The sequence below is a fragment of the Alloyangia pacifica genome (genome assembly GCF_900116195.1).
In the GTDB taxonomy this organism is placed as follows: domain Bacteria; phylum Pseudomonadota; class Alphaproteobacteria; order Rhodobacterales; family Rhodobacteraceae; genus Salipiger; species Salipiger pacificus.
The window spans coordinates 42,745-64,179 of the sequence record NZ_FOZW01000019.1; the positions used below are offsets into that span (position 1 = coordinate 42,745).

At 64.0% G+C, this 21,435-nt stretch carries 26 protein-coding genes and 2 pseudogenes; 18 read left to right on the top strand and 10 right to left on the bottom strand.

Going from position 1 to position 21,435, the window contains the following annotated elements:
* The first annotated feature begins 31 nt into the window (after positions 1 to 31).
* Both BM397_RS26495 and BM397_RS26500 read left to right on the top strand, forming a co-directional pair.
* Complete coding sequence (locus BM397_RS26495; RefSeq protein WP_143015442.1) at positions 32 to 907, top strand: hypothetical protein; 876 nt, start codon at positions 32 to 34, stop codon at positions 905 to 907.
* A 3-nt stretch (positions 908 to 910) separates the two neighbouring features.
* Entirely contained in the window at positions 911 to 1,828 is a 918-nt protein-coding gene (locus BM397_RS26500) for a metal-dependent hydrolase (RefSeq protein WP_092430532.1), read from the top strand.
* Between the two features lie 14 nt (positions 1,829 to 1,842).
* On the opposite strand, the gene BM397_RS26505 is transcribed toward BM397_RS26500, so the two are convergent.
* The 4 genes from BM397_RS26505 to BM397_RS26520 all read right to left on the bottom strand — a co-directional run bounded on the left by BM397_RS26505 (position 1,843) and on the right by BM397_RS26520 (position 5,962).
* Positions 1,843 to 2,826: a glycosyltransferase gene (locus tag BM397_RS26505; RefSeq protein WP_092430534.1), complete on the bottom strand. Its 984-nt coding sequence runs from the start codon at positions 2,824 to 2,826 to the stop codon at positions 1,843 to 1,845.
* A gap of 123 nt (positions 2,827 to 2,949) precedes the next feature.
* Positions 2,950 to 3,375, bottom strand: a complete 426-nt coding sequence (locus BM397_RS26510) for a hypothetical protein (protein WP_092430536.1) — start codon at positions 3,373 to 3,375, stop codon at positions 2,950 to 2,952.
* A complete protein-coding gene (locus tag BM397_RS26515) occupies positions 3,375 to 4,784 on the bottom strand; it encodes a GMC oxidoreductase (RefSeq protein WP_092430538.1) in 1,410 nt (469 codons plus the stop codon). The genes BM397_RS26510 and BM397_RS26515 overlap by 1 nt, the downstream gene beginning before the upstream one ends.
* A complete protein-coding gene (locus tag BM397_RS26520) occupies positions 4,781 to 5,962 on the bottom strand; it encodes a glycosyltransferase family 4 protein (protein WP_092430540.1) in 1,182 nt (393 codons plus the stop codon). Before BM397_RS26520 ends, BM397_RS26515 begins: the two co-directional genes overlap by 4 nt.
* A 415-nt stretch (positions 5,963 to 6,377) precedes the next feature.
* On the opposite strand from BM397_RS26520, the gene BM397_RS26525 reads away from it, so the two are divergent.
* Positions 6,378 to 7,316: a glycosyltransferase family 2 protein gene (locus BM397_RS26525; RefSeq protein ID WP_092430542.1), complete on the top strand. Its 939-nt coding sequence runs from the start codon at positions 6,378 to 6,380 to the stop codon at positions 7,314 to 7,316.
* 26 nt (positions 7,317 to 7,342) lie between these two features.
* Positions 7,343 to 8,335, top strand: coding sequence for a glycosyltransferase (locus tag BM397_RS26530; RefSeq protein ID WP_092430544.1), 993 nt, complete (start codon positions 7,343 to 7,345; stop codon positions 8,333 to 8,335).
* A 55-nt stretch (positions 8,336 to 8,390) separates the two neighbouring features.
* Here BM397_RS26530 and BM397_RS26535 read toward each other — a convergent pair whose 3' ends face one another.
* From BM397_RS26535 to BM397_RS26545, 3 genes are all read right to left on the bottom strand, one after another.
* Positions 8,391 to 8,975 carry a TetR/AcrR family transcriptional regulator gene (locus tag BM397_RS26535; RefSeq protein WP_092430546.1) on the bottom strand — a complete coding sequence of 195 codons (585 nt, stop codon included), beginning with the start codon at positions 8,973 to 8,975 and terminating at the stop codon, positions 8,391 to 8,393.
* Positions 8,975 to 9,463: an HPP family protein gene (locus tag BM397_RS26540; protein WP_092430548.1), complete on the bottom strand. Its 489-nt coding sequence runs from the start codon at positions 9,461 to 9,463 to the stop codon at positions 8,975 to 8,977. Before BM397_RS26540 ends, BM397_RS26535 begins: the two co-directional genes overlap by 1 nt.
* A gap of 145 nt (positions 9,464 to 9,608) precedes the next feature.
* Positions 9,609 to 10,211, bottom strand: a complete 603-nt coding sequence (locus BM397_RS26545) for a TetR/AcrR family transcriptional regulator (protein ID WP_245696237.1) — start codon at positions 10,209 to 10,211, stop codon at positions 9,609 to 9,611.
* Positions 10,212 to 10,284: 73 nt separating this feature from the next.
* On the opposite strand from BM397_RS26545, the gene bdcA reads away from it, so the two are divergent.
* Positions 10,285 to 10,998 (top strand): SDR family oxidoreductase, encoded by a 714-nt coding sequence (gene bdcA, locus BM397_RS26550; RefSeq protein ID WP_092430550.1) that lies wholly within the window; start codon positions 10,285 to 10,287, stop codon positions 10,996 to 10,998.
* A gap of 78 nt (positions 10,999 to 11,076) precedes the next feature.
* On the opposite strand, the gene BM397_RS29555 is transcribed toward bdcA, so the two are convergent.
* A complete protein-coding gene (locus BM397_RS29555; RefSeq protein ID WP_342707646.1) occupies positions 11,077 to 11,382 on the bottom strand; it encodes a LysR substrate-binding domain-containing protein in 306 nt (101 codons plus the stop codon).
* 40 nt (positions 11,383 to 11,422) lie between these two features.
* Between BM397_RS29555 and BM397_RS26560 the strand changes: the two genes are divergently transcribed.
* From BM397_RS26560 to BM397_RS29835, 4 genes and pseudogenes are all read left to right on the top strand, one after another.
* Positions 11,423 to 11,926 carry an SDR family NAD(P)-dependent oxidoreductase gene (locus BM397_RS26560; protein WP_176806928.1) on the top strand — a complete coding sequence of 168 codons (504 nt, stop codon included), beginning with the start codon at positions 11,423 to 11,425 and terminating at the stop codon, positions 11,924 to 11,926.
* A 2-nt stretch (positions 11,927 to 11,928) separates the two neighbouring features.
* Complete coding sequence (locus tag BM397_RS29445) at positions 11,929 to 12,117, top strand: hypothetical protein (protein ID WP_092430556.1); 189 nt, start codon at positions 11,929 to 11,931, stop codon at positions 12,115 to 12,117.
* A pseudogene (locus BM397_RS30020) lies at positions 12,105 to 12,755 on the top strand (alpha/beta hydrolase); the annotation flags it as partial. The gene BM397_RS29445 and the pseudogene BM397_RS30020, both read left to right, overlap by 13 nt.
* A 296-nt stretch (positions 12,756 to 13,051) precedes the next feature.
* Positions 13,052 to 13,321 (top strand): M13-type metalloendopeptidase, encoded by a 270-nt coding sequence (locus BM397_RS29835; RefSeq protein WP_092430594.1) that lies wholly within the window; start codon positions 13,052 to 13,054, stop codon positions 13,319 to 13,321.
* 28 nt (positions 13,322 to 13,349) lie between these two features.
* Here the strand turns inward: BM397_RS29835 and BM397_RS26580 are convergent.
* Together BM397_RS26580 and BM397_RS26585 are read right to left on the bottom strand one after the other, a co-directional pair.
* Positions 13,350 to 13,604 (bottom strand): annotated as a pseudogene (locus BM397_RS26580) (transposase); the annotation flags it as partial.
* 137 nt (positions 13,605 to 13,741) lie between these two features.
* Complete coding sequence (locus BM397_RS26585) at positions 13,742 to 14,095, bottom strand: cyclophilin-like fold protein (protein ID WP_092430560.1); 354 nt, start codon at positions 14,093 to 14,095, stop codon at positions 13,742 to 13,744.
* Positions 14,096 to 14,430: 335 nt separating this feature from the next.
* On the opposite strand from BM397_RS26585, the gene BM397_RS26590 reads away from it, so the two are divergent.
* The 9 genes from BM397_RS26590 (at position 14,431) to BM397_RS26630 (ending at position 21,434) form a co-directional block, all read left to right on the top strand.
* Positions 14,431 to 14,889 carry a (R)-mandelonitrile lyase gene (locus tag BM397_RS26590; protein ID WP_092430562.1) on the top strand — a complete coding sequence of 153 codons (459 nt, stop codon included), beginning with the start codon at positions 14,431 to 14,433 and terminating at the stop codon, positions 14,887 to 14,889.
* Positions 14,879 to 15,625 carry a PQQ-dependent sugar dehydrogenase gene (locus tag BM397_RS26595; protein ID WP_092430564.1) on the top strand — a complete coding sequence of 249 codons (747 nt, stop codon included), beginning with the start codon at positions 14,879 to 14,881 and terminating at the stop codon, positions 15,623 to 15,625. The genes BM397_RS26590 and BM397_RS26595 overlap by 11 nt, the downstream gene beginning before the upstream one ends.
* Positions 15,582 to 16,511: a LysR family transcriptional regulator gene (locus tag BM397_RS26600; RefSeq protein ID WP_342707647.1), complete on the top strand. Its 930-nt coding sequence runs from the start codon at positions 15,582 to 15,584 to the stop codon at positions 16,509 to 16,511. Before BM397_RS26595 ends, BM397_RS26600 begins: the two co-directional genes overlap by 44 nt.
* Positions 16,512 to 16,620: 109 nt before the next feature.
* Positions 16,621 to 17,382, top strand: coding sequence for a carboxymuconolactone decarboxylase family protein (locus BM397_RS26605; protein ID WP_092430566.1), 762 nt, complete (start codon positions 16,621 to 16,623; stop codon positions 17,380 to 17,382).
* 51 nt (positions 17,383 to 17,433) lie between these two features.
* Entirely contained in the window at positions 17,434 to 18,072 is a 639-nt protein-coding gene (locus tag BM397_RS26610; RefSeq protein WP_092430568.1) for an NADPH-dependent F420 reductase, read from the top strand.
* A 29-nt stretch (positions 18,073 to 18,101) separates the two neighbouring features.
* Positions 18,102 to 18,497: a (R)-mandelonitrile lyase gene (locus BM397_RS26615; RefSeq protein ID WP_092430570.1), complete on the top strand. Its 396-nt coding sequence runs from the start codon at positions 18,102 to 18,104 to the stop codon at positions 18,495 to 18,497.
* Between the two features lie 215 nt (positions 18,498 to 18,712).
* A complete protein-coding gene (locus tag BM397_RS26620; protein WP_092430572.1) occupies positions 18,713 to 19,429 on the top strand; it encodes a dihydrofolate reductase family protein in 717 nt (238 codons plus the stop codon).
* Positions 19,426 to 20,805 (top strand): MFS transporter, encoded by a 1,380-nt coding sequence (locus tag BM397_RS26625; RefSeq protein ID WP_092430574.1) that lies wholly within the window; start codon positions 19,426 to 19,428, stop codon positions 20,803 to 20,805. Before BM397_RS26620 ends, BM397_RS26625 begins: the two co-directional genes overlap by 4 nt.
* 182 nt (positions 20,806 to 20,987) lie before the next feature.
* Entirely contained in the window at positions 20,988 to 21,434 is a 447-nt protein-coding gene (locus BM397_RS26630; RefSeq protein ID WP_092430598.1) for a (2Fe-2S)-binding protein, read from the top strand.
* Position 21,435: the final 1 nt, after the last annotated feature.

Sequence of the window (21,435 nt, forward strand, 5' to 3'; positions counted from 1 at the left end):
CCGTCAGGGACTGTTGCCACTCCGACAATAGATGGGCTCGGTGCTCGCGCAATATTTCATACCTCTCGCAACAAGCGGCTTTTTTTCGAGCTGCTATTGCGCAGGCACCGAGGCACGCATGGCGTTGATTTCGAGCCTTCCCGTGGACACGCATGTCCACTTCTATCCAGGGTTCAGCATCGACTGCTGCCTTACGAGCGCTGCCAGCCATATGGCGGCGGTACCTGGCAGCGACAAACGCGGCGTGCTTTGCCTCGTGGAGAACGCGGGTCTCAATGTGTTCGACACTTTGACGGGCAGATACGGCCGCTGGACGGTGAGCGAAACCCCCGAAGCCGTCGTGCGGCAGGCGCTTCGCGCGGATGGTACCCGGCTCCTCCTTGTCGCGGGACGGCAAACAGTCACCTCCGAGGCGCTCGAAGTGCTGCTGATCGGTTTTCGCGGGATGATCCCGAACGGGCTCCCCCTAGCGGAGGTGATCGAGCGCGGTCTCGAGGCGGAGGCCCTGGTGGTATTGCCCTGGGGCGTTGGCAAGTGGACCGGCGCGCGCGGCGCGCGGATCGACTGGTGCATCGAGCAGGGGGTGCCGCGGACTTCGGTCTTTCTCGCCGACAATGGTGTGCGCCCCGCGCTGATGCCGCGTCCGACCCGTCTTGCTCGGGCCGAGGCGCTGGGATGGCGCGTGCTTGCGGGCACCGATCCGCTGCCGCTACCGCAGGGGGATCGCGATCCTGGCAGGTTTGGGATCGTTCTCGGCGGGATCTCCACAGGCGATCTGACCTTTCGTGCGATCGCTGCTCAATTGCGTGCATGTGCCGCGTCTCCCGAGACCTACGGGCAACTCGCCTCGGGGCGGCAGTTCCTGCGCCGGCAGGTGGCGATGCAGATTCGGAAGAGGAGGGGCTGAGCAGTGCCAAACACGTTGGCGCACCTTGGCATCCAGACCCTTGTCAGCCGGGGCGTGTTTCGCGATGCGGATGTCAAATGGGTCTGGCTCGCCTGCATTGTGCCGGACCTGCCGTGGATCGCGCAGCGTATGATCCGGGCCGCCTGGCCTGGGGTCGACATGATCGATCTGCGTCTCTACGCGATTGTTCAGAGCTCGCTGCTGTTCTGCTTAGTGCTCTGCGCCGGGCTTGCCTGCTTCAGTCGCTGGAGATGGCGCACTTTCGGGCTGCTCGCGGCAGGCAGCATGATGCACCTGCTTCTCGATGCACTGCAACTCAAGTGGGCAAATGGCGTGGTTCTCTTTGCGCCGTTTCGATGGGAACTGGTGAATTTCGGCCTGTTCTGGCCGGAGGACCTGACCACGACCTTGTTTACGCTGCTCGGCGTCGCCGTTGCTGGGGTTGCATTCTGCCGTCTACCCAAAATCGGCTCTGACCTGCGTTTACCAGGGCCGGGGCTGGCTCTGCTGGCTAGCGGGGCACTGGCCGTCTACATCGTCGGCCCGATCTGCTTCTCGCGCGCGGTCGAGATGGCAGACTTGCACTACACTCGCACACTGCGCCAGGCCGAAGTCCGGGAGAACATGCCCGTTGAGGTGGATCGCGGCCGTATTGTGGCAACCCCGGAAGGCTCTGAGCTTCTGTTGTGGACCGGGGAGCGGATTGCGCTGAACGGGCTGCTGGAAGGCACAGAGGGGGTCTTCTCCCTGCGAGGGCACTTCTCTGCCCGCGACGCCATCGCGGTTGACGCCACACACAGGCATCGAGCCGGAATCCGCGACTACGCTTCCTATGCCGGACTTTTACTCGTTGTCGCGTGGTGGCTGGTTTGTATAGGGCGCTGGGCTTCTGCGCGCGGGCGCGCAAAGGTAACGTCCTGAACCAGGTTCTTCGATCACAACATCGTCGCGTAGAGATCAAGGAAGCGCTGCGCACCACGCTCCAGCGAGAGGTGCTCGAGCACATAGTCTCGCGGGCGGAAGTCTGCGCGGCGCTTCCAGAAATCTTCGAAGCGCTCTTCGATGTTGTCCCGGGTGAATGTCAGCCCGCAGCGCTGATCGAAGTAGGGCACCGATGACACCCTGAGATGTGCACCCGCTAGCTTGCGTTGCGACGGATCGACGAGTTCGCCGTCATCCCAGGCAAAGACAGGCAGGTTTGAAGACATCGCTTCCTGGTAGGCGAGGCCCTGGGTTTCGTGCTCGGCGACAAAGATCATGCTTCGCGCGCCGGTGACGGTCTTGCGGAAGGTCTCCAGGTTGTGCGCGCCGTAGCGCAGTTCTTTCCAGCCCAGCCCGCGTCGCTTCAGCATGCTGCGGATCGGCCGAAGCAGATCGCGTTCGCGCTCAGCCTGGTGCCAGCGTACCTTGTTGTAGAGCAGCACGTCGCATGTCTTTGGTTCGCTGGAAATGTCGGGCCATGCGTCCGTGTCGATGCCAACGAACATCGTCGCGAAGAGGTCGCGTCGGTCCGGTGCGTTGAGCTCGATTGGCCATTCCGAGGGATATGTAACGATCTTGAGATTGAGTGTTTGGCGGAGCTCGTCGAGATCGTTGGGGTCCGGTACCCGTCCGGGCCCGTAGATCACCGGGTTGGTGAGGCCGAAGCGTGCGAAGGGTGGCATGAACCCACTCATGCCGATCGGCCGCGCCGGATCGTTGCGGGCGAGACGGAAGTTGTTCACATGCACTTCGTGCCCGGTACTTTCGATGCTGCGGACCAGGTTCGCAAAGGCCGTATAGAAGCCCGTGCGTGGCTGCACACCCTTTGCGGAGCGGTAAAGGTATCGTGCCCTTTCGCGAAGCTGCGAGAGGTTTTGCCCGAAGGGGAGATCGTAGGCCTTGAGATCGTATCCATCGAAAAACAGCGGTATCTTCATGGGCGTACCTGCGCGGCTCCGGAGACAAACAGGTGGAAAAGAGATTGGTGGCTGGCAGTCTTGGACTTTGCTGCACCGGGTCTCGTGCGGGACAGCATCGCAGGTAGCACCATCTTGCGGCTCTCAAACGGCTCCTTCCGCGAGGGCCGACAGATAGAGGCCACAGGTCGGCTCCCAAGGATTGACCTCGGTGTAATCGAAATGCTCCGCCCGCCCTTGGGTGATCGCTATTATGTTGCTGCGCACGAGAAAGGTCTGCAGGAACAGAGATTTGAGCTCCTGGGCCTGGGGGGTCATCTTGAGGTGTTCACCGTGCCACGCGAAATAGAGTTCTGCCGCAGCCTTTTTCGCGAAGTTGCCGCTGCCTGCCTGCGCCGCGTAGTCCGACACGAACCCATCGACCCCTTCGATTTTCAGCACTTCTGGACCGAAATGCTCGGCGAGGATACGGTTCAGGAATGACTGAATTCCCCCCATTGCTATAGGCACGGCAGCGGCGGTGACGGCGGCGGCGCCTCCGGTCAGAACGGCACGGCGGGTGAGGCGCATCACAAACGGCTCCCGAGAAACATGGACAAGGCTGACAAGGTCAGTGTCGGGTTGGCTGCGCTGCTCGTTGGAAAGGTGCTGGCTCCGAGGCAGGCGAGGTTGGGCACATCGAAAAGCCGGCACTCTGGATCGACGACACCGTCGTCGCGCCGCTCTGCCATGGGTGTTCCGCCAATAATATGCGCCTCGGTCGGCTCGAAGCCGCCAAAGCTGAAGTTGTCGGCGAAACTCACGAGGTCTGCGACGCGGCTGCGCGCGCGCGCGAGCCCGGCAAAGGCGTATGCGCTGTGACCGCCCCACATCAGGCGAGGCTCATCGTTCTCGAGCACAATCCGGTTTGATGTCTGCGGGAGGTCTTCGGCTACGAATTTCAGCTTGAGCCTTTGCAGCCATTTTCCCGGTTCGAGACGAAGCGAAGGCGGGGCGTTCCAGCTCTCGATCAGGACAGAGGCAGCCTCGCTGCGGAAAGAGCCATCATAAAGAGCATAGCCTACGCCCGTTATAGAGGTGCCGCCGTAGTAATTGTCGAAGGGAATGTCTGCCCAAGCGAATTGTCCGAGTTGCTCGTGGATGCCCTGTCCGACGCGCTCCCCGCCTAGCCCGGAGCGCAGCAAGATCGTGGAACTGCCCATGGGGTTGGCGGCCAGTCCGACGAAACTGCTTCGTAGCTCGGTCTCCACTTCCGAAACCGTACGTACGACGATCCCTGTTGCGAGGCCCGCTGCCGTGGGAATTGCACGACATTCCGCGCCGGTCAGCAGGTAGAACCGCGGATCCTCAAAATCCGCTTGTCCGTTCAGAATGGTAAACTTCGCATCAACCGGGCACAGATGGCAGGCGCCAGAGGCGCAGCATGTGCCGCGGTCACCACCGTTGGCGCGGGCGGTTGGCATCGGTGTCCAGCTCTTGTCGCTCTCGAACAGCCGCCGCTCCGCTCGGGTTGGGGTGTGCGCTGGATAGGGGTAGGGGCGCGAGCGGGGAAAGATCGCGTTGTTACCGCCGCCTGCCACCTGCATGATCTCTTCGACTTTGCAGAGCCATGGCTCCAGCGTGTCGTAGGAGATCGGCCAGTCCGCGCCGACGCCGTAGCGGCTGCGAAGAGCGAAATCCGACGGATGCAGTCGAGGAGTGTTGCCCCACCAGCAGTTCGAGCATCCTCCGAACTGGTAGCGAAGCGCCCAGTCCTTTTGCTGGCCTGAACTGTTCGTTTGCACCATCTGCGGCGGCACGTCGCTTTGGCGGCCCGCAAGCTGGGTTCCGTGATCCATATAGGGACCACGTTCGACGAAGAGGACGTCAATATCTCGGTCGCGGAGCGCATGTGCAAAGAACATTGCCGCGAAGCTCGTGCCCACGAGGATCACGTCCCACTTGCGGCCCTTGGCTTGGGCAAGGTCGATGCGGTTCATTGCGCCACCGTCGGGCGAGGGGAACGCGGCAGGCGGGGCTCGATCTCTGTTTCAAGAAACGCCCGCAGCTTCCGGCTGTACGCGTCGGGTGTGAACTCCGCCGCCACACGTTCCTTGGCGGCAGTAACAAGCCGGCCACTCAATTCGGGGTCGCCCAGAAGGTCGCGTAACCCGGCGGCCATCGCCTCGGGCGTGGGCTCCACCAGACATGCGATCCGGTCGTCAAGGACCTGCGTATGCGTCGGCAGGCGCGTGGCGAGCAGCGGCCTGCCGCTGTCGAGGTAGGAATAGATCTTCATCGGAGTGTTGCGTCCCTGTCGACGCGGCGATACCACGACTGCCGCTGCCGAAAGGTAGTGCCCAAGCTCGCTGACCGGGCGCGGGCCGAGGAAACTGGCATGAGCGGCGATGCCCAGATCTACCGCGCGCCGCTCCGCCGCAGCGACATCCTCGCCGGTCCCGCCAATCACCACGAGCCGCATGGGATGCCGTTCCGGGTCGAGCACGGCCACTGCCTCCATGAGAAGATCCACGCCCTGATAGGGTTCGAGGTTTCCCACATACATCACGACCGGCTTGTCGAAGGCGCATTCGGCTGCCGGTTGGCTGTCCTCACCGCTCAGCATGGTGACGTCCTCGAGCGTGCGCACAGGGATCCCTGGCGCGCGGTCGCGGACGATCTTCTCGAGCGCCTGGCAGCAGGTGATCGCCCCGTCGGCGCGGCGCATCACCGCAGCTTCGGCTCCTTCGAAGCAAAGCCTCAGCCAGCCAGGGAGCGCAAACTTGTCGTCGAGCTGTTCGGGTAAAGAGCTGTCGATGTCCGCAATATAGGGAACCCCGAAAATCGGCTTCAGAGCCATCGCCATGAAGGCGGCTTCTTCGACCGCGATGACGAGATCATAGTTGCCGCGCAGCATCCGCGCCGCGACCATGGGAAACATAAGAGTGTCGGCCAACAGTTTCTTGACCGAAAAGCCCGGTCGAAAGTTCTTTAGGCCGGGCAGGGCGGCCACGCGAAACACTCGGCAGCCGGGAATGTCGACATCGTCTCCTTCGGGAAAGCAGATCACGTCGGACTCATCGCCGCGGGCCGAAAGCGTTTCGAGCAGCATGTGCACAGCGATGGGGGTGCCACGCTGTGTCATGAAGGGCTGCGGTGCCAGAACGAGAATCTTCATATCCGACCCGCTGATTGGCGCGTATCCACGCACGCGGAGATCGGAGTGCAATTGCCGTAAATAATCAAAAGCGTCACCTCAGTAAAATGAAGCGCGGGAGCAAAGGGCGTCTGTCAAAGAATCAATCTAATATGGGCTCAGTCTGTGGTGGGGCCTAGGAAAAGTCACGCTCCGAAGCCGGATGCGACCCTCAGGTGCCGTGAAAATGTGCAAATCAGCCAATAAAATTACACCTCCTGGGAGGCCTGGTGCCAAGGAGTGTCAGATAAGATTTTGATTTGGCGTCATTTAACCTAGGCTTCATCTCCGGATGGTTCAAAATTTGGCCGGAAAGTTTCTTTGAGCGCTCCCAAGTTCGTCGTACCATGATTATGGATTTTTATTTTCTTGCATTTTCTTCCGAACGATATTTGCGATGAGCTTCATGAAGAGCATAGATATCTCTGTCATCGTCCCCATCATGAATGAAGAAGAGAGCGTATCCTTTATGAGGGATCGCGTCTTCGAGGCGCTCGAACCTCTCGGGCGCAACTTCGAGTTGATCTTCGTCGATGATGGATCAACGGATCAAAGCTTCCCCCGCCTTGCGAAAATGGCCGAGAGGGATCCGAGGGTCGTGGTTCTCAAATTCCGCCGCAACGCAGGGCAGACCGCGGCGATGACCGCGGGCATCGAGTTTGCACGCGGGCGCTTGCTGGTCACCCTGGATGGCGATCTGCAGAACGATCCGGGCGATATTCCGATGATGCTGGAGAAGATTGAGGAGGGGTACGATCTTGTCGTGGGCTGGCGGATCAAGCGACAGGACAAGTGGCTGTCCAGGAAGCTGCCCTCCATGGTCGCGAACCGGTTGATTGGCAAGGTCACGGGGCTGCCGATCCGCGACAATGGGTGCTCGCTCAAGGTTTATCGCGCCGAAGTTATCAAGAAGGTCCCGCTCTATTCCGACATGCACCGTTTCATTCCGGCCATGGCCTCGCCGCTCGGTACGCGTGTGGCGCAGGTAGGCGTAAGGCACCATGCTCGCCAATTCGGCGAGTCAAAATACGGTCTTTCACGGATCTACAAAGTGCTTCTGGACCTGATTGCGATCAAGATGATCCTTCTGTTTGCCCAAAAACCGCTTTCGCGCTTCGTTGGCCTCGCCCTTCTGTCTGCCTTCTGCGCGCTGCTCGCCGGCTGGCAGGTCGTCTTCGGTTCGGGTGCGTCGGGCAGTGGCAGCGTGATGATCCTGACCGCGGTCACGATGCTTTTCGGATCGCTCTCGGTGTTCCTGATCCTGCTGGGCACTGTGGCCGCAGTGGTGTTTGAACGTACCCCCCATATGCGGCCGACGTGGCTCGATGAAGGCTAGGCGCTATTTTGATCACAGGTGATTTCATGACTCTTCATAAAACGTTTGACGAAGCCTCCGTTGGCGAGCCCGAGGTTTCGGTGATCATTGCCGCCGATGGCGATGGACAGGGCCTGGTGGCTTTGATTGACAGTTATTGTGCGGCGCTGGAGTCCACTGGCAAAAGCTTCGATGCCACCGTAATCTGCGACGACAAAGAGCCTGGCATGCGACGCGCGATTGCCGAGTTGGAGGGCAGGACCCAGGTCAGCTTTGTCTCGCCTCGGCCGTGGCGTGGGCTCGATGCTGCGCTCATCCAGGGTATTCGCCGGGCAACGGGACGGATTGTGCTGACGCTGCCTGGATGGCAGGAAATCGCACCGAGTGAGATCCCCAAGCTTCTTGAAGCCGCCTCGCGCGAAGACGTAGACATGGCGACCGGCTGCCGGACCGACCTCGGTTTGTCCGCACTGAATCGTCCGAGGATCGCGCTGGCCCATGGCGTGCTGAAGTTGCTCTTCGGCCAATCTCTCAAGGACATCTTCTGCCGTAGCCGAGCAGGCCGCACCGAAACCTTCCAGAAAGTGGCGGAACTTGGCGTCCGCCAGCATTTCCTGCCCCTGGTTGCTGCTTCGGAGGGTTACAATGTGGAGCCTGTGCCGGTCGCCTCGGCTGAGAATGCGGTCACGCCGGAACTCCATAGGTTGAATGCAGGCTCCCATATCAATGCATTCTTTGACATGGCCTCGCTCTACGTCGCACTAAAATTCCTGAAACGCCCTCTACGGTTTTTCGGGGCGATCGGCCTGCCGCTGATGACGCTGGGCTTTTTTTTCACCGCGTGGCTCGTGGTTTCCCGGCTGGCCTTCGGCACCGCGCTGGCTGACCGACCTGCGCTGGTGTTTTCGGTGATGATCATGGTGCTGGGTATCCAGATCATGGCTCTGGGCCTTATTGGCGAGATCATCATCTTCGCGTCAAGCCGCCGGATGCGCAGCTATGAAATCGACAAGATCCTCCGTGGCCGATTGGGCGATTGAGACTGAAAGGGACCGAGGTGGTTCCGGAAATTAGAACACCTTGCTAGCAACTTTATCAGTCATGCGCTTTGAAGGCCCCATGGTTTGTGCGACCTTCGTTGGGTCGCAGTTCGTTGATGAGTGTACGGAAAGTCTCGGCATCACCGGTCGCCCGGGCCAGAACGATGCCTCCTTGAATGGTCGCGATCATCCGGTGTGCCTGCTCCTGGCAAGTGCCAGCCGAGGGCTCCATGCGGCGCAGGCAGGCCGCGAGCACGGCGACCCAGCGGGCAAAGTAGCTGCCAACTGCACCGGCAAAACGGTCGCGAGTCTGATCCAGCGCGAACGCCCCCACGATACAGACCCTCTGTCCGCCTTCGAAATAGGTCAGCACCGCATCCAGCATGGTGTTGATGGCCGCCTCCGGAGGAAGAACCTCCAGCGGGCGGAAGACGTTCACCTCGAACCAGTCCGAAACGTGATCCAGGACCGCCGCCGCCATGTCCGCTTTGCCGCCGGGGAAGAAATGATAGAGGCTTCCGCGTCCGAGGCCGCTGCGCTCGGAAATGATGCCGATGCTTGTCCCTTCGTACCCGTGCTGCCGGAAAATCTCGGCCAGGACAGGCACCACGTCGGCCTTCTCCGCCACGATACGGGCCATCAGCTTCTTCCCTGCGGGTAGGCCTGCCCGGTCAGGCGATGGAAGGTCACCGCAAGCGCCACGAGAAACAGCGACCCGGCGAGCACCGGCAGAACGAGGAAGCCGAAGCCGGGATCCGTCGCGAAGACCACGAGAGGGTTGGCGCCCGCCGGCGGGTGCGTGACCCTCAGGGCGACCATGACCGCGATGGCAAGCCCGACCGCGAAAGCCAATGCCCACCAGTCATCGGGGAGCCAGAGGCGCATGATAAGCCCGACGAGGGTCGTGACGACATGGCCTCCGACCACGTTCGCGGGCTGGGACAACGGGCTTCCCGGCACGGCGAAGAGGAGGACGCAGCTGGCACCGAAGGGCGCCATGATCAGCGGCATATGGGCGCTGTCGGACATGAGGCGCAGGGCGGCGATGGCAAGGACGCCACCCAGGCCAGCCAGAAGGATGAGCTTCATGTCCGGCGCGGGCAGACTGCGCGTGAAATAGCGGTGCATGTCGATTTCCGTAACGATGAGTAAAGTCTGTACCTTTCGTTACAGAGATTCCCGAGCCGAGGTCAAGAGCGCCGGCATGCCGTCCGGTTGCGCGGCATTGTCAGCAGCAGGTGGCAATCTTCATCCGCCCCTGATCCAAGCCTTGTCAGGCATGATCCTCTGAGAACTCCCGCATCAGCGCCCGACCGGCCATCTTGGCCGAAGCCATAAGCCGCTCGGTCCCGTGCCCCCTGCGCGCCATGGCCGAGAGGCCGGCCATCACCGTGTCCATGAAATCCGTGATGCGGTCCGCCCCTTCGGGAAAGCGGGCCGCGATATAGTCGTGGATCAGTGCTTCTGCCGCATCGTGGTGAACGCAGGCCGCTGCCTGCGCGTCTGGATCGTTGCTGCGCGTTCCCTCAACCACCAGACACCCCGGTGCATCGGCAGATGCACCATAGCGGCGGGCCGCTTCTTCGAGCACCTCCGCCAGGCAGACGGCAACCGGACGATCCGCGCGCAGGAGGGCCGCAAACGGTATGGCTCCGCTCTCCGAGTAGCGCTCCAGCACCCGGCTGTAGAGCCCGGCCTTGCTGCCAAAGGCTGCGTAGAAGCTGGGCGGCTTGATCCCGAGGGCCGCGGTCAGATCGGCGACGCTCACCGCATCGTACCCGCGGGCGTGGAACATGCCCTGAGCCTTGGCCACGGCCTGGTCCGCATCGAAATTTCGGGGCCGCCCGGGTGTGCGTCCCTTTTTTGTATCAGTCACTACATTATCCCCTTGATCGCCGCGCTCGGATATTTATGTAGCTTCCGTTACAAAACATATCAAGGAGGCCACCGTGCCCGACTTCACTGGAAAATCCGTTCTCGTCCTCGGCGGCAGCCGCGGCATCGGCGCCGGCATCGTCCGCCGCTTCGCTTCCGAGGGGGCAAACGTCACCTTCACCTACGCCGGGTCGCAGGCCGCCGCCGAGGCGCTTGCAGCCGAGACCGGTGCCACCGCCGTGATAACCGACAGCGCCGACCGCGATGCCGTGATCGAGCGGGTAAAGGACAGCGGGCCGCTGGATGTGCTGGTGGTCAACTCCGGCATTGCCGTCTTCGGCGATGCACTGGAGCAGGACCCCGATGCGATTGACCGCTTGTTCGCCATCAATATCCACGCGCCCTATCACGCCTCCGTCGAGGCCGCGCGACAGATGCCCGAAGGCGGGCGTATCATCGTGATCGGATCGGTCAACGGCGACCGGATGCCGAACCCCGGCATGGCCTCATATGCGCTCAGCAAGTCCGCCCTGCAGGGCATGGCGCGCGGTCTGGCGCGCGACTTCGGGCCACGCGGCATCACCATCAACATCGTGCAGCCCGGCCCCATCGACACCGATGCCAACCCGGCCGACGGCCCGATGAAGGAGCTGATGCACGGCTTCATGGCTATCAAGCGTCACGGAACCTCGGAAGAGGTCGCGGGCATGGTCTCGTGGCTCGCCGGGCCGGAGGCAAGCTTCGTCACCGGTGCGATGCACACGATCGACGGCGGCTTCGGCGCCTGAGCGGCGGCGAAGGCAGGGCACAAGTTGCCCTGCCTTCTCAACGTCCGGAACGCTCCGCGGTTCTGCGACTCCACGCGATCACAGCCCTTCGACATCATCAAACGCCAGTTGCCGCGCGACATCGAGCACAGCACGAAGCGCGGGCGGTACGCGGCGGTGCCCCGAGTAGTAGAGCTTCAACCCGTCACTCGAAGGGCACCAATCCTCCAGCACCGTGCGCAGCCTGCCGGAGGCAAGCTGCCGGCTGGCGTCCGTGTCGATGACATAGGCGATCCCGGCCCCGGCCAGGGCCGCCTCGACCATCAGACCCTGATCATCGAGTACCACACGCCCCGTCACATCGACGACGCCCTCACTGCCCTGCCGGGCAAGCACCCGCGGCACCAGCTGGGTGACGAGGATCCGCGCCGCAGAGCGGTGCGCATTGATCCGGACGGTCCTGCCACATCTGCGCGCACAGGGCGGCGGCCGCGTGCTGCAGGTCTCCGGCGAGGGCGGCCAGATCGCCTATCCCGGCTTCAGCCGCTACCACGCGACCAAGTGGGGCATCGAGGGCTTCGTCGAGGCGCTGTCTAAGGAAATGGCCCCCTTCGGGATCTCCTTCACGATGGTGGAGCCGGGTCCGGCCCGTACCAACTTCGTCGGCGGCGTCGTACAGCCCGAGCCGATCGAGGCCTATGACGGCACGCCTACCCACGACACCCGCGATGCCGCATTGGGCGGCGACTGGGTCATCACCGGCGATCCGGTCCGCATGGTCGACGCGATGATCGCCACCGCCGACGCCCCCGAGATGCCGCTGCGCCTTGCCCTTGGCGCGACCTCCCACACCGCGATCCGCGAGGCCCTCATGGCGCGCATCATCGCGCTCGACGCGCAGCGCGAGATCGCCCTTTCCACCGATTGCACGCCCGAGGAGCTTGCCTGAACATGGACTACCTTCACCTTGTCGCTCCCGACGTCCGCGACATCGTTGCAGAGTTTCCGCCGTTGCTGCCCACGGTCGAGTTGCTGCCCGCGCTGCGCGAGGCGGTGCCCGGCCTCTATCCCCCCAGCGACGCCCCGTTCGAAGCGCGCCATGTGCCGGCGTGGACGGCGCGCCGGACGTGCGGGTTCTGATTCACCGCCCCGCATCGGCGGCAGGCGCGGTTCCGGCGATCCTCTACGGCCACGGCGGCGGCTTCGTTGCAGGCACACCCGACATGATGGCGGCGGCCAGCGCGAAACTGGCCGAAGAGCAGGGCGCGGTCGTCGTGTCCGTTCAATACCGCCTCGCGCCCGAGACCCCGTTCCCCGGCCCGGTCGAGGATTGCCACGCGGCACTCACATGGATGGCCGCTGAGGCGGGGATGCTCGGAATCGACGCCGCACGTATCGCGATCTCCGGCCAGAGCGCAGGCGGAGGCCTTGCTGCGGCAACCGCCCAAATGGCGCGCGACCTGAACGGCCCATCCGTCAAGGCGCAGTTCCTTCTTTACCCGATGCTCGACGCCCGCACCGCAATGGAGGCGGCGCCGGTCGACAACTCGACCACAGGTACCTTCGGCTGGGTGCGCGAATCCAACCTCTTCGGCTTGTCGGCCATGCGTGGCACGTCCGAGATCCCGGCTGAGCGACTTGGCCACTTCTCGCCCGCAGAGGCGGAGACGCTCGAGGGCCTGCCCGCGACCTTCATCGCCATCGGATCACTGGACCTTTTCCTGGAGGAAAGCCAGACTTACGCGCAGCGCCTGTCCCGCGCCGGCGTGCCAGTCGAGGCACATGTTATCCCGGTGCCATCCATGGCTTCGAGATGTTCCCGGGTGATCTGTCGGCGGCCTTCAGCGGGGCCTTTGCCCTGGCCAAGCGCCGGGCCCTCGTGGCCTGAGCCCTGCGCTAGCCGGTCTGAGGCCTCGGCAGATATGGACGCACCACTGAAGTTCTGCTGCATCGGCGCGGTGACCGGCCCTGAGATGCCTATGAGGTGCTTCCGGGGCTGTTCATCAATCGCGCGCTCAGCGCCGGCGAGAACTTGGCCGCTGTCGGCGGCACCAGCCTCGCCTAGGAGGCGCTCATGGACCAACTCGGCGAGCAACCCGAGGAGAATGTCGGGCTGGATCGCCTCAGCCCCGCCGAGCGCTGCTTCACTGCCTGGTCGCAGTTCCCCACGATGTGGGCGACAGAACAGTACCTTCAGACGCTCATTGCGAACGATGGGCATGCGCCGAATTGCAATCGCTCGACGGCCTTGTTGCAGCATGTGAATGCCTTCTATGAAGCGTTCGGCATCGAAGCGGACGATCCAATGTGGCTGCCGGCAAACCGCCGCGCCGGTGCATGGTGAGTGGTCGGATGGCGGCCCTTGGTACTGCGCCAAGCGCCGCCATCAGCCCGGCCATCATCCGCGCGAAGATGCCCTTTTCGCTCCAACGCTTCCATCGCCTGCAAAGCGTTTCGTGAGGACCATAAGCAGCGGGAGAGTCACGCCAGCGCAAGCCATTGTGGTTGATAAAGATAGTCCCGCGCAGCACCCTCTTGTCGTCAACCCGGGGATTGCCGTGCGACTTGGAGAAGTAAGGCTCCAGCCGTGCCATCTGCGCGTGGGTCGGCCAAAAGACGTCGTTCATGTCACCGCTCCGTTGTTGGAGCCGCGAAACACGCAGGGCCCTAGGATCCAATGCAACCTGACTCCAGGGAATGCGGAGCGCCGGGACGGGCCTTTTGGCCTCTTGCGGCGCCACGGGTGAATTTGCTGCGGGCCGGGTCAGTCGGCGCGCGCCAGGCTCACCTTGAAGCTGCCGTGCCGGAGCAACGGCTCGAAATCGCCGTCAAAGGCACCGAGGCGGACGAGGCCCGGCGCGGCCTGAAACGGCTTGTAGAAGATCGCGAGGTTGCCCCATGGCGCATACAGCGCGATGTCCCCGGCCTTCGCCGCGTAGCGCGCCGGGGCATCGGTGGTGTCGAGCTTGCGAGGCAGGTCGGCGACCTTTTCGATGCCGTGATAGTCGCTGAGGGTCAGCTCCAGCGGCAGAAGCGCTGCGAAGTCACGCCCGGCGGGCGTGTCATCGAGCGTGGCGGAAAGAACCGCCTCTCCGACAGTCACATGTACCTTGGTCATGGCTGATCCTTTCCATTTGGGTCATCGAAGACCGAGGCGAGAGGGCATCGGACAGCGCATCATCTAATCTATCCGCTACGTAGGATAATCGGGCGCTCAGTGCATGCAGCCATGAATGACGCTCATGAAACCGGAAGCGCGCAAAGGGTACTCCGTCTCCGGGCTCAGGGAGGAGTCGGGGTGGTGACGCTGGGCTTTCATGAGGTCCCCTCATGAGCGTGTCCCGAACCGCTGGCATTATCCGCCAATACGGCATCGCCATCTCATTTGGGCAGGCAGGGAATGACCCCTGCTGCAGGCCCTATGGCCGCCTCATGCACAATGGAGACGACCTGATGAAAACAACCCTTGCAGCACTCGCCCTGACGCTGGCCGCGGCTCCCGCTGCCTTCGCGCAGGAGATGACGCAGACAACGACGCTGGATCGTGGCGGCCAGATCGGCAGCGAAGACACCTTCACCGGCACCGTGTTCGTCGCGCCGGTCTTCGGGCCGAACATGAACGATGTCAGCGCCGGCGAGGTGACCTTCATGCCGGGGGCGCGCTCGGCTTGGCACACGCACCCGATCGGTCAGTACCTTGTGGTTTCGCAGGGCACCGGTTGGTACCAGGAAGAGGGTCAGGAAAAGCAGATCATGCGTACCGGCGACGTGGTCTTCGCTCCGGCGGGCGTGAACCATTGGCATGGCGCGACCGACAGCACCTCGGTCACCCACTATGCGATCCAGGCCGCCGAAGATGGCTCGGCAGTGACCTGGGGCGCGCTGGTGACGGACGAAGAATATGGCAGCTAAGGCTGCAATCTGGCGCGGCCTGCTCATGGCCGCGCTTCTCCCGCTGGCTGCACAGGCGCAGGAAACGGTGCTTGAGGGGCTCGACTACCCTTGGGACATCGAGGCGCAGGGCGAGGTGATCTACCTAACCGAGAAGGGCGGGACCATCGGCATCTTCGACGGCGAGAACTTCGCCCGGCTGCCGGTCGAGACCAGCGCACCGATCCTGAATGACGGGGGTGGCGGGCTGCTTGGCCTCGCGCTGCGGCCCGACTTTGCGCAGAGCCGCCGCGCGGTGGTCTACCAGCACATGGGCACGCCGGAGGACCGAAGTAACCGCGTCATCGAGATCGAGCTAGGCAACGATGCCTGGCATGAGACGCAGGACGGGATGCAGGCGCCGCTGGCCCATTCCGGGCGCGGCACCTGGGCGCCGTCGGGCCTTGCCTGGGAGGGCGAGCGCCTGCTGCTCGCCAGCCTGCGGTCGGGTTCCGTTCTCTCGGTCGGCACCGATGGTGCGGTGTCCGAAGCCCTGAGCCTCGGAGATCGGGTGCGCGACGTGCTGGTGACCGAAGACCACGTCTACGCGATCACCACCAATCGCTCGCCCCGCCGAGACGGTGCGTCCGATGATCGAATGATCCGGGCTTCCCGATACGGGATAATCAGTGGACGTCATGAGCCACGCACATATATCGTGAGGGAGACCTGTCATGATCCTCGACCACCAGATCAAGGCCTCCCTCATGCTTCGTGAAAACATAAACGATCTCATCGCCTTGGCGGCGGTTGCCGAGGAGCGGAGCTTCACCCGCGCGGCGGCCCGGCTCAACGTCTCGCAGTCGGCCCTGAGCCATACGATCAAGGGGCTCGAGCAGCGGCTCGGTCTGCGCCTGCTGACCCGGACCACGCGCTCTGTGGCGCCGACGCTGGAGGGCGAGGATCTTCTGGCGACGCTCAATCCCTGTTTCGAGATGATCGAGGCGCGGCTCAAGGCGCTGAATGACGCGCGCGATCAGCCCACCGGCACGGTGCGGATCGTCGCGGTGGAATACGCGATCGACAGCATTCTCTGGCCCAAGCTCTCGCCAGTGCTGAAGCAATACCCTGCGGTGAACGTCGAGTTCGTCATGGACTACGGCTATACTGATCTGGCGAGTTCGCAATGCGATGCCGGGGTGCGCTACGGCGAACAGGTGAGCGATGGGATGATCTCGATGCGCATCGGTCCGGAAGAGCGGATGATCTGCGTCGGTGCCCCCGAGTATTTCGAGGCGGCGGGCACCCCGCAGGTGCCGCAGGACCTGACTGAGCATCGCTGCATCAATTTGCGGCTGTCGACCCATGGCGCGCTCTATGCTTGGGAATTCGAGGACAAGGACGGGAACGAGATCCGCGTGAAGGTTTCGGGACAGACCTGTTTCAACACGATCAACCCGGTGATGCGCGCGGCGGTAGACGGCCACGGGCTCGCGCTGATCCCCGAACGGCTTGCGGCGGAACACCTGGCCTCCGGGGCTCTGCAGACCTGCCTTGATGACTATTGCCCTTACTTCCCGGGGTTCCACCTCTACTACCCGAGCAGGCAGCGTCCGTCTTCGGCCTTCGAGGTGGTGCTGGAGGCTTTGCGAGAGCGGGGCTGAGGTATTCATGAGGCGCTGTCATGAGTGGGTTGGCGCAATCGGGCATTAAGGTTCCGCAGGGTCCGCCCACATCAAGGGGGTAACCGGAACCAGCCCGACAGGAGCTCCCATGAAGACCTATGTTGCCGCTTCGGCCCTCGCCCTCATGACCACCGGCGCGTCCGCGCAGGAGGTGTCCAGCACCCTGCAATCCGCCGTTGGCGCCGTTGCGCCCGCGCTCGAGGCTTATTCGACCAATGATCTTTTCGGCTCTGTCTGGGCGGGCGAAGAGCTCTCGATGCGCGACCGCGCGCTTGTCACCTTTGCGGCGCTGATGACGCGCCATGAGACAGAGAACCTCGGCAGCTATGTCGAGCTGGCGCTCGACGCGGGCGTGACCCCGGCCGAGCTGTCGGAGACGATCACCCATCTCGCCTTCTACACCGGCTGGGGCAATGCCACCGCCGCTGCCGAGGCGATGGCGCCGGTCTATGAGGCGCGCGGTGTCACGGCAGAGGATCTTCCGGCGCTCGAGCCCGAGCTGCTGCCGATCAATGAGGAGGCCGAGGCCGCCCGTGAAGAAACTGTGCGCGGCAACTTCGCCAATGTCAGCATGGGTGTCGTCGACACCACGCGCGAGCTGCTGTTCAACGATCTGTGGCTGCGTCCGGCACTGGAGCCCCGCGATCGCAGCATGGTGACCGTCGCCGCGCTGATCGCCGCCGGTCAGCCCGAGCAGATGACCTTCCACTTGGGTCGCGCGATGGACAACGGGCTGACGCAGGAAGAGGCGGGTGCCATGCTGTCGCATCTCGCCTTCTACGCAGGCTGGCCCAAGGTCTTCTCGGCGCTGCCGGTGGCCAAGCAGGTCTTCGAGGCGCGAGTGAACTAAGTCTTCGGGCGGCGGGGCTTCGGCTCCGCTTCCGCAATTCAGGAGAACAGCATGAAGATCGGCATTCTCGGATCGGGTCTGATGGGCGGCAAGCTCGGCGCGCTCTGGGCGGCCTCTGGCCATGACGTCACCTTTGCCTATGCGCGCAGTGCCTCGAAGCTGGAGCGCCTTGCGCGGGAGAGCGGCGGGCAATCGGGAACCATTGCCGACGCAGTGGACGAGGCCGACGCGCTGCTTCTGGCGGTGCATTGGTCGCGGGTCGGCGACGTGCTGGAGCACGCGGGCGATCTGGCGGGAAAGGTGGTGCTGAACTGCTGTGTGCCGCTCGACGAAGCCAACCGGGACCTCGTCGTCGGCACCACCTCCTCCGGCGGCGAGGAACTGGCCCGGATGCGCCCGAAGGCTTGCTGGGTGTCGTGCTTCAATACAACGCCCTCCGAGAGTTTCGCGCCGGTTTTCGCCCGCAAGGGGCAGGAGCCCGCGCCGCAGGTCTTCACCTATGGTGACGACGCGGGCGCCAAGGAAATCGCCGGCCAGCTCATCCGCGACATCGGCTTCGAGCCGCTAGACACCGGCGGTTTGCGCAACGGCCGTTATGTCGAGCCCTTCGCCATGGCCACAGTCGAACTGGCTTACGTCCAACCGGGCGGGCCAGCGCTTACCTACAGATTCACCAAACTGCGCGGCTGACCGCGCAGCGAGACAGAAGGAGAAAGACAATGAAAATCACCCGCGCAGGCACCATTCCTTCCGGCCCCGGTCCCGAGGAGTATTTCACCGGCACCGTGCGCATCGACCCGATGTTCCAGGCCGACGCGCCCGGTCGCACAAGCGGCGCGCATGTCACCTTCGAGCCCGGCGCGCGCACCGCGTGGCACACCCATCCGGCGGGCCAGACCATCATCATCACCTTCGGCAAGGGTCGCGTGCAGCGCGAAGGCGGGCCGGTCGAGGAGGTCACTGCCGGCGACATCGTCTTCTTCCCGGCCGAGGAAAAGCACTGGCACGGCGCCGCGCCGGAAAATGCCATGTCGCACATCGCCATTCAGGAAAGCATCAACGGCTCGCCGGTGACCTGGATGGAGAAGGTGGCCGACGAGGACTACAACGGCTGATCCGGCAAACCGCCGTTCTTGAGGGCCGGGCGCTTTCCAGCGCCCGGCTCTTTCAGCTTCCGGCCTCACCGGCAGGGGCCTCGCGCCATTCATGAGCCAAGCTCATCTCTGCAAGGCGGAGACCGGGCATACACTGAAGCGAGCCGTGCCGCATATGAAGGGGCGGCCCGCTTCGCGATCGCGAAGCCGCCAGTCGTAACCGAACGAGCCGATCCATGACCCGCCCCCACATCATCTGCCACATGATCACCTCCATCGATGGTCGGCTGCTTGCCGACCGCTGGCCTTGCGAAGAGGAAGAACTGCTCGAGGTCTATGACGCCGCCGCGGCCCGGCTGGATGCAGATGGATGGATCGTCGGACGCACGACCATGGAGGCGCATTACCTCGAGGCCGCCGACCCGGCGCCGCTCGAGGAGATCGGCCCGCGGGACGATCACATCGCGCCGGAGCACGATGCACTCTCGGGCATCGGCATCTGCATCGACCGTACGGGTCGGCTCCGCCCCGAAAGCGGCGACATCGACGGCGCGCATCTGGTGATGGTGCTCGGCGAGCAAGCCTCCCGCGCGCATGTCGAGATGCTGGTCGCGCGCGGCGTGTCGGTGGTTTTCCTAGGCTCGGGTGGGGGGGCGCTGGCCGATGCGCTGGCGCGGATCGCGCTTGCCTTCGGCGCAAGGCGGCTGATCCTCGAAGGCGGTGGCGAAATCAATGGAGCTTTCCTGGCAGAGGGGCTGATCGACGAGACCAGCACGCTCGTCTACCCGGTGGTGGACGGGCAGGGCGGCATCCCCGCCATCTACGAGCACCGCGGCACGACCGTGGCTCGTGGCCTTGAGTTGATCGCCGTGGAAACCCTCGACAAGGGCTGTGTGTGGATGCGCCACCGAGTGCTCACCGGCGGCCCGGCTGCACTAGGGGGTGCGGAATGAGCCCCCGCGCCGCATCGGGGACCTTGGCACCGAAACTGCCTCTGGTCCTCGTCGCGCTGGCGACGCTACTGGCACTTGTGGTTTTTACCGCGCCGCTGACCACGCTGGACGCCATGACCTCCGCGCTCGATCTCGGCGCGGCGGAGCAGGCCTGGGTGATGAGCGGCATGCCGCTTGGCGCCGCCTGCGGACTGCTCACCGCTGGTGCCTTCGGTGACACGCTGGGCCGCCGCCGCACCTTCGTGGCGGGTCTTTGGATCAATGTGGTCTCGTCGATCGGCGCGGCGCTGGCCGGCAGCGCGCAGATGCTGATCGTGATGCGTATCGTTCAGGGGCTCGGTAGTGCCGGGATCATGGCCTGCGGGCTGGGGCTTCTTGGGCAGATCTACCAAGGCGAGGCGCGCAAGCAAGCCGCCGCGATTTGGGCGGCTGCGCTCGGGGCTGGGGTGGCGACAGGGCCGATCCTCTCCTCCGCATTTCTCTCGGTCTCGGGCTGGAACGCGATCCATTGGATCATCGCCTTGATCTCCGCGCCGCTGGCGCTGGCATCGGTGCAACTTCCGGAGAGCCCCCGCACGGGGCTGCGGGTGGACCTGCCGGGCGCGCTCGCCTTGATGGTTGGGATGGCGGCGCTCATGTCTGCGCTTGTCGAGGTCCGTGTTGGCTCCTCGCTGCTGGTGATCGGGCTGATCGCACTGGCCGGGGTCTTGCTCGTGCTTTTCGTCCGGCTGGAGCGCCGCAGCCCGAACCCGATCCTTGAGCTGCGCCTCTTCCGCTGCCCGGCCTTTGTCGGCGCGACCCTGGCTGCCTTCGCTTCCGGAGCCGGGGTCTTGGCACTGATGTCCATGGTGCCGACCGTCCTGGTGCGCGGGCTGGGCCTCAGCCCACTCGCCGCCGCTGTCACCATTCTCGCCTGGTCTGGTGTGACCGTCCTTGCCGCGCTCGGCGCGCGCTTCCTGCCGGCGGCGCTCTCCTCGCGGGCAAGGGTAATCTGGTCGATCCTCGGCTGTGCGGTCGGGCAGGCGCTCCGTTTCGTCGCCGGCGCGGACAGCACCTGGGCCGTGCTGCTGCCCGGCCTTTTCGTGGCGGGCGTCGCCAACGGCATCCTCAACGCCTCGCTGGGCCATGAAGCGGTGCAGACCGTGCCGCAGGAGCGTACGGCCATGGGCTCGGCTGCCAACAACACCGCCCGCTACCTCGGTTCGGCGCTCGGCATCTCGCTGATCTCGGTGCTGATTGCCGGGGCGCAGGGCGAGAGCTTCTTCGAGGGCTGGCATCGAGCGGTGGTCGCGACCTCGGTCATCAGCCTGCTGGGCGTGCTGGCGATGCTGCTTCTGACGCGCCGCGATAGTGGCGGTCGGGCGCTGCCCGCCTGACAGCCCGGCCATTCATGAGGCAGGCTCATCGGCGCTATCGGGTTTCGACCCATAGCTTCGAGGCAGGCCTCGTAGGACACTTGGTCTTGCAGAGATCCCTTTTCGGCATGGCGCATGCGCCCGCTCTTCGGGCGGTGCCTCGCCATCGTCGCGACAGACCCATCGAACCGACAGGTATGACAATGCAGCTGAACATCAACGGCGCGACGCATGACGTCGACGTGGAACCCGATACCCCGCTCCTGTGGGTGATCCGCGAGGAACTCGGCCTGACCGGCACGAAATACGGTTGCGGCATCGCGCAATGCGGCGCCTGCACCGTGCTGATCGACGGTGTGGCGACGCGCTCCTGCGTGACCCCGGCGGACAGCGTCGCGGGTCTCGAAATCCGAACCATCGAGACGGTCGAGGAAACCGAGATCGGTCGCCGCGTGGTCGAGGCCTGGGTCGAAAACGAGGTCGCGCAATGCGGCTATTGCCAGTCGGGGCAGGTGTTGGCGGCGACGGCGCTGTTGAGCGATATTCCCAACCCCACGGACGCGGACATCGATGGTGCGATGACCAACCTCTGCCGCTGCGGCACCTACAACAAGATCCGCGCCGCCGTGCGCAGCGTGTCGGAGGCCTGAG

What these genes read in the sequence shown, in the direction of transcription:
- BM397_RS26495 (WP_143015442.1), top strand. Translation starts at nt 32, where the DNA reads ATGGGCTCGGTGCTCGCGCAATATTTCATACCTCTCGCAACAAGCGGC.
- BM397_RS26505 (WP_092430534.1), bottom strand. Translation starts at nt 2,826, where the DNA reads ATGAAGATACCGCTGTTTTTCGATGGATACGATCTCAAGGCCTACGAT.
- BM397_RS26510 (WP_092430536.1), bottom strand. Translation starts at nt 3,375, where the DNA reads ATGCGCCTCACCCGCCGTGCCGTTCTGACCGGAGGCGCCGCCGCCGTC.
- BM397_RS26515 (WP_092430538.1), bottom strand. Translation starts at nt 4,784, where the DNA reads ATGAACCGCATCGACCTTGCCCAAGCCAAGGGCCGCAAGTGGGACGTG.
- BM397_RS26520 (WP_092430540.1), bottom strand. Translation starts at nt 5,962, where the DNA reads ATGAAGATTCTCGTTCTGGCACCGCAGCCCTTCATGACACAGCGTGGC.
- BM397_RS26525 (WP_092430542.1), top strand. Translation starts at nt 6,378, where the DNA reads ATGAGCTTCATGAAGAGCATAGATATCTCTGTCATCGTCCCCATCATG.
- BM397_RS26530 (WP_092430544.1), top strand. Translation starts at nt 7,343, where the DNA reads ATGACTCTTCATAAAACGTTTGACGAAGCCTCCGTTGGCGAGCCCGAG.
- BM397_RS26535 (WP_092430546.1), bottom strand. Translation starts at nt 8,975, where the DNA reads ATGGCCCGTATCGTGGCGGAGAAGGCCGACGTGGTGCCTGTCCTGGCC.
- BM397_RS26540 (WP_092430548.1), bottom strand. Translation starts at nt 9,463, where the DNA reads ATGCACCGCTATTTCACGCGCAGTCTGCCCGCGCCGGACATGAAGCTC.
- BM397_RS29445 (WP_092430556.1), top strand. Translation starts at nt 11,929, where the DNA reads ATGGACTACCTTCACCTTGTCGCTCCCGACGTCCGCGACATCGTTGCA.
- BM397_RS29835 (WP_092430594.1), top strand. Translation starts at nt 13,052, where the DNA reads ATGGACCAACTCGGCGAGCAACCCGAGGAGAATGTCGGGCTGGATCGC.
- BM397_RS26585 (WP_092430560.1), bottom strand. Translation starts at nt 14,095, where the DNA reads ATGACCAAGGTACATGTGACTGTCGGAGAGGCGGTTCTTTCCGCCACG.
- BM397_RS26590 (WP_092430562.1), top strand. Translation starts at nt 14,431, where the DNA reads ATGAAAACAACCCTTGCAGCACTCGCCCTGACGCTGGCCGCGGCTCCC.
- BM397_RS26595 (WP_092430564.1), top strand. Translation starts at nt 14,879, where the DNA reads ATGGCAGCTAAGGCTGCAATCTGGCGCGGCCTGCTCATGGCCGCGCTT.
- BM397_RS26600 (WP_342707647.1), top strand. Translation starts at nt 15,582, where the DNA reads ATGATCCTCGACCACCAGATCAAGGCCTCCCTCATGCTTCGTGAAAAC.
- BM397_RS26605 (WP_092430566.1), top strand. Translation starts at nt 16,621, where the DNA reads ATGAAGACCTATGTTGCCGCTTCGGCCCTCGCCCTCATGACCACCGGC.
- BM397_RS26610 (WP_092430568.1), top strand. Translation starts at nt 17,434, where the DNA reads ATGAAGATCGGCATTCTCGGATCGGGTCTGATGGGCGGCAAGCTCGGC.
- BM397_RS26615 (WP_092430570.1), top strand. Translation starts at nt 18,102, where the DNA reads ATGAAAATCACCCGCGCAGGCACCATTCCTTCCGGCCCCGGTCCCGAG.
- BM397_RS26620 (WP_092430572.1), top strand. Translation starts at nt 18,713, where the DNA reads ATGACCCGCCCCCACATCATCTGCCACATGATCACCTCCATCGATGGT.
- BM397_RS26625 (WP_092430574.1), top strand. Translation starts at nt 19,426, where the DNA reads ATGAGCCCCCGCGCCGCATCGGGGACCTTGGCACCGAAACTGCCTCTG.
- BM397_RS26630 (WP_092430598.1), top strand. Translation starts at nt 20,988, where the DNA reads ATGCAGCTGAACATCAACGGCGCGACGCATGACGTCGACGTGGAACCC.